Genomic DNA, 4,750 nt, shown 5'->3' with positions numbered 1-4,750 from the left:
ATCCTTGTAGAAGATCTCGACTTGATCCTTGGTCGTAATCGTGGGCATCGGCCGCTCTCCGCGTGTCCCGTCACGGACGCTGTTGCGGAATTCTTATTGCGGACGCCTCCCCGCGCCGAATAAATCGTTGCAAAAAATCGATCCTGCCAGGCGACCATTGCGCGGAATTTTTTGGAAAGTTTTATTTGGCTGCGTCCAGATGCCGCTGAAGACTTGCGCGCGATCAACGGACGGAGCTCCGATGAACGGCAATCTGCACCAGCTTGGCGATGACTTGCGTCTGCACCTCCTTCAACTTCAGGTCTGCCTGAACGGCATCAACGGCTTGCTGACCGGTGGCCCGGTCGCGAACCAGCCCGAATTCACCACCCGGCTGGACGCCCTGCGCGCCATGATGAAGGATCGTTCGGAGCGCACCGTGGAGCTCCGGGAGATCATGCGGCAAAGCCTCGAGCGAGACGCGGCGTTCGCACCCGAGACAGTGACCAGGTGGATCGGCAGGCGTCAGACCGCGCAGCTCCATGCCCGCGCCGATCAGATCGAACAGACAGCAACTGTTGCCGTTGAGCTGGCGATGCTGGCCGCGATCGAGGCCGAACGTATCACGATGAGCGCGGTTCTGGCCCGTCGGGAAGCGATGGCGGTGCAGGTGCAGCGGGAACACCCCCGTTGATCCCGGTTCACGCTCAGGGTCCGTCAAGGACCAATCACCCGCGCGGGATGGACACCATACGCCCCCCAGCGTAATGGAGCAGTTTGCGAAGCCAATGACGGCCTGACGGATGCCTGAATACTCCAGCAAGTCCGAGCGTACTTATCTTTTCGGGCCGTTTCGCCTGTCTGCCTCCAAGAGGACGCTGTTCGAGGGCGACCGCGTCGTCCGCCTGGGCAGCAAGGCCATCGAGATATTGATCGCACTCGTTGAGCATGCCGGCGAGCTTGTCGGAAAGAACCAGCTCGTCGAGCTCGCCTGGCCTGATACGCATGTCGTCGATGCGAACCTCACGGTTCAAGTCGCCGCGCTGCGCCGCGCGCTGGGCGAGGACGAGACCGCCAACCAGTACATCGTCAACAGTCCGGGCCGCGGCTATCGCTTCGTCGCGCCGATACGCATTCTGGACGAGGAGCAGCCGGCCGAAGACGATCCGGCGGCACGCCAGGCGCATAATCTTCCGGCACAGATCGTTCGGCTGGTCGGACGCAACGACGTGCTCGAGGCGATGAAGCACAAGCTGGCGGAAGGCCGCCTCGTCAGCGTCGTCGGCCCGCCCGGCGTGGGCAAGACCTCGGTCGCGCTTCGACTGGCGGAGTCGCTGCTGCCGCAATTCAAGCACGGCGTCTGGCTGGTCGACCTCGCATCGATCACCAGCCCATCATTGATACCCAGCGCGTTGACGTCGGCCTTGCCGACCGAATTTCGATCGAACGACGTGCTGTCGGGACTGGCCGCGGCGTTGCGCTACAAGAACATGCTCTTGGTCTTCGACAATTGCGAGCATCTCATCGATGGCGCGGCGGCAGCCATCACCGAGCTGCTGCGCGCGGCCCCCGGAATCAGGGTGTTGACGACGACGAGAGAGCCGCTTCGCATCGAGGGCGAGCAGGTCTGCCGTCTTCCACCGCTCGACGTTCCTCCGGCAACCACCGGCCTTGGCCCAAAGGATGTGCTTGGCTATCCTGCGGTTCAGCTGTTCGTTGAGCGCGCGGCAGCCATCGTCAATGATTTCGAACTGACCGATGCCAATGCGGACCTCGCCGCACAGATTTGCCGCAGACTAGACGGGAATCCGCTCGCGATTGAAATGGCCGCGGCGCGTGTCGACACGTTCGGCGTCAAGGGGCTGGCGAGCCGGATCGACGATCGAATGCATCTGCTCTCGGAGAGCCATCGCGGCACGCCAGCGCGTCACCGCACCATCGCGGCCGCACTCGAATGGAGCTATCAGCTGCTGAGCGAGCGGGAACGCTATGTTCTCCGCTGTCTCGGTATCTTCGCGGGAAGTTTCACGCTCGACGCTGCGGTCGCGGTGGTTCCCGTGGCGGAGCAAGGCGACACGGCGTCGATTCTGGCGGACCTGGTTTGCAAGTCGTTGCTTTCGGTCGATATCGGGGCGGACGTCGCCAGATTTCGGCTGCTCGAGATCACCCGCGCCTTCGCGCTCGCCAAGCTGCTCGAGACGTCGGAGCGGGACGAACTTGCCACCCGCCTCGCGTCCTGCCTTGCAGACGCGCTGCGCAAATGCGCCGCTGGCCCCGGCCGCGTTCAGGAGCTTCAGGCCGCGATTCAGGAGCTCGACAATGTGCGCGGCATCCTGAATTGGGCCTTCTCGTCACCTGCCCACGCGCGGACCGGTGTGGACCTCACCGCCTGCGCCGTACCGGTATGGCTGGAAAATGGACTGCTGACGGAATGCACGGGTTGGACGACTAGGGCGATCGATGCCCTCGAGCCGGCGGAGTTCGGCGGTCGTAACGAGATGATCCTCAAGGCGGCGCTTGGCCTGTCGGTGATGTTCACCACCGGCATGACCGGGCTCGCGCGGGAAGCTCTGGATCGATCTGTCGTACTTGCAAAAGCGCTCAACGACCGGGAATGGCAGCTGAGGGCGCAGATGGGGCTTGTCGTCTTCTTCCATCGGCGGGGCGACCTGAAGAGCGCCCTGGCGGCGACCGAAGCGGTCGAAGCACTGACGGCGACGGTCGAGGAGCCGCTCGCCGTCGCCATGACCAACAGCGTGAAGAGCGCCTCGCTGTTCCTCCACGGCGATCACGCGCAGGCGCTGACATTCGCACACAGGGCGCACGAATACTTCCGGACCCATACCGACGCCTCGCAGATCGGACGCTGGGGGCTCAATCACTCGGTTTACGCACAATGCGTCATCGCGCGGACCTACTGTCATCAAGGCTTGCTGGACCGCACCGTCAGGGCATCGATCGCGGCACATTCCGAAGCGGAAGCAAGCGGAAATCCGACATCGATCTGTCAGGCGTTGTCGTGGTGCGGCGCGTCTCTGTTCCTGTTCCTCGAGCAGTTCGAGCAAGCTGCCACCGCAATCGCGCGCTTGCAGGAAGTGGCCCACGACAATGATTTGCAGAGTTATTACTACTCGGGAGTGGGCTTCGAAGGCAGAATGCTGTCGCTCACGGGCGACATGGAGGGTGGCGAGCGATTGTTACGCAGGGCATTGTCGTGGCTGAGCGAGGCTCGCTACGAGAACCTCTACGTCCCGTTTCTAGGGCATCTCGCCGAGCTCCTTGCGTCCGACGGCCGCAGCGATGAGGCCATCCTGGCTTCGACCGAATCCCTCGAACGAACCAGGGCCTGCGAGATGTATTGGTGGTTGCCGGAGGCCTTGAGAACCCACGCCGATGTGCTTGCTTCGTCCGACGGACCGCACCCCAGATCCGCTGAAGACTATCTGCGCGATGCGATCGAATTGGCGCAGCGCCAAGGCGCGCTGGCCTATGAGCTGCGTGCCGCAACTCGGCTGGCGCAGTTGCTCGACCTCGATGGACGACGCAAGGAAGCAACGTCCTTGCTGCACGGGACCATGAGCAAATTGACGGAAGGCTTCTCGAGCATCCTGTTCAGGCGGGCACGGGCCGTCCTTGATGGCCTGAACGAGTGACGCGACACGGAAGCTGTTCCCTGGCTCGTCCCTCCCGGGAACGAGCTCGATCGGGCCGTGGTCGTTCCGGCGGAAAACAAGTGCGGCCGGTCGATGAGCGCATGTCGACCTCTACCTGCCGATTCGCTGCCGGGCGGTCACGACGACAGGCCGCTTGAAACGAGCGGCGCCAGACCACACGACATTTGGAGGTTGGAGCGGGTGAAGGGAATCGAACCCTCGTATTCAGCTTGGAAGGCTGCTGCTCTACCATTGAGCTACACCCGCATCTCGGGATCACCTAACACGGTCGGACGGCCGTCTCAACTGCTTCGGCGTGCGTCCTTGTGCTCCGGTAAACAGCTAATTTCCGTACAATTGGCCTCGTTCCGTGCCCGAACCGGCCGGATGGCGGCCTTAACAGTGACGGATTCGCCCCCTATATTAGATGTCCCATCAACAAAGAAAGGAGGTGATCTAGTGTCTTGTCTCAAGCGCTGTCACCTCGCTGGGATCGCCCGCTAGGACCTGAGCAATCAGCCTGGCATCGGGGCGCTCTCAGCCCTGGACCAGCGAGACAACGAAAGTTCGGGCGCGGCGGAAGCAATTCCGCCGCGCCTTTTGGCGTTCGGAGCATGGTCAACCGGCCGGGTGGAATCGGTTGTGCACCAGCCTGCCGCGACACAAGACCGGTCCGATCCGCTACAGATGAAATGTCGGCTGGGGCTGTCGTCAGACGTCCTTGGATCTGCCACAGCACAATCGAGGAGCACTATCGATGCTTTATGCCATCCTGGCCTATCACGTCGAAGACGAGGTCAAGTCCTGGACCGCTCAGGAGGACGCCACCGTCATGGCCGGCCTGCTCGAGGTCCACGAAAAGCTCAAGGGCCGGCTCGGTCCGGCGGTGCGCCTCGGCGACACCCGCAAGGCCAGCACCCTGCGCGGACCTGGCCACGGCACGGTGATCGATGGCCCGTTCGCCGAGACCAAGGAGCAGTTGCTCGGCTTCTATGTCATCGATTGCGCCGACGAGGACGAGGCGATCGCCGCCGCGCGCGAGCTGCGCCGGGCGTGTACAGCTTGGTCGCGCGGATTTCGTAGACCGCCGATGGATTGGCCCGGCGCAGCTCGCGCGC

3 protein-coding genes and 1 tRNA gene are annotated in these 4,750 nt (G+C 63.1%); 3 read left to right on the top strand and 1 reads right to left on the bottom strand.

Annotated elements, in window-relative coordinates:
* Positions 1-241: 241 nt before the first annotated feature.
* Both B2W55_RS29090 and B2W55_RS29085 read left to right on the top strand, forming a co-directional pair.
* Positions 242-673 carry a hypothetical protein gene (locus B2W55_RS29090; RefSeq protein WP_024582368.1) on the top strand — a complete coding sequence of 144 codons (432 nt, stop codon included), beginning with the start codon at positions 242-244 and terminating at the stop codon, positions 671-673.
* Positions 674-782: 109 nt separating this feature from the next.
* Positions 783-3,632: an ATP-binding protein gene (locus B2W55_RS29085; protein WP_024582369.1), complete on the top strand. Its 2,850-nt coding sequence runs from the start codon at positions 783-785 to the stop codon at positions 3,630-3,632.
* 193 nt (positions 3,633-3,825) lie between these two features.
* Here B2W55_RS29085 and B2W55_RS29080 read toward each other — a convergent pair.
* Positions 3,826-3,899 (bottom strand) — tRNA-Gly (locus B2W55_RS29080).
* A gap of 490 nt (positions 3,900-4,389) precedes the next feature.
* Between B2W55_RS29080 and B2W55_RS29075 the strand changes: the two genes are divergently transcribed.
* Positions 4,390-4,750 (top strand): YciI family protein (locus tag B2W55_RS29075; RefSeq protein ID WP_291532680.1); only part of this gene is annotated, 361 nt, incomplete at its 3' end.

The organism is Bradyrhizobium sp. UBA2491 (genome assembly GCF_002341725.1).
In the GTDB taxonomy this organism is placed as follows: Bacteria; Pseudomonadota; Alphaproteobacteria; order Rhizobiales; family Xanthobacteraceae; genus Bradyrhizobium.
Note: the sequence above shows the minus strand (reverse complement) of the source record. Positions and strands in the feature narration are given on the sequence as shown.

Bases quoted from the DNA above. Each gene is read 5' to 3' on its own strand.
- B2W55_RS29090 (WP_024582368.1), top strand. From the start codon at position 242: ATGAACGGCAATCTGCACCAGCTTGGCGATGACTTGCGTCTGCACCTC.
- B2W55_RS29085 (WP_024582369.1), top strand. From the start codon at position 783: ATGCCTGAATACTCCAGCAAGTCCGAGCGTACTTATCTTTTCGGGCCG.